The organism is Mesorhizobium sp. M1A.T.Ca.IN.004.03.1.1, from assembly GCF_003997555.1.
GTDB lineage: Bacteria > Pseudomonadota > Alphaproteobacteria > Rhizobiales > Rhizobiaceae > Mesorhizobium.
In genome coordinates, this window is the sequence record NZ_RZTV01000075.1 from 1 (window position 1) to 374 (window position 374).

At 61.2% G+C, this 374-nt stretch carries 1 protein-coding gene; it reads right to left on the minus strand.

The features are described 5' to 3' along the window. A partial coding sequence (locus EOD29_RS30750; protein ID WP_164763888.1) for a DUF2938 domain-containing protein occupies positions 1–374 on the minus strand: 374 nt, incomplete at both ends.

Consider the following 374-nt stretch of genomic DNA (forward strand, 5'->3'; position numbering starts at 1 on the left):
AATGCAAACACCGTATGCGCTAGCAGATTGAAACACCGGACTTTGTTCGGCTTCGGATGTTTCGAAGCAGCCCAGCCTAGGCCGAGGCCCGGCTGCAGCAGGAACCACCCTGCCCCGACGGTGACGATGCCGAAGATCCAGGCGGGAAGAAATGTCGGTGCGGCGAACCATCCCTCTCCCATGATGAGCGCAAAGATCACCCCATAGAGGATGCCGACGACGTAATGGCTGATCCAGCCGAGAGCGAGTTCATTCGCGTAAGGCGCAGCATCGGCAATGCTGTCATGAAAGACCTTGCCGCGGCCGAGATGCCAGAACCAGCGGCCGACCGGCGCCCAATTGGCCGGCGGCTGGCCGAAGACCTTGGCGAGCAC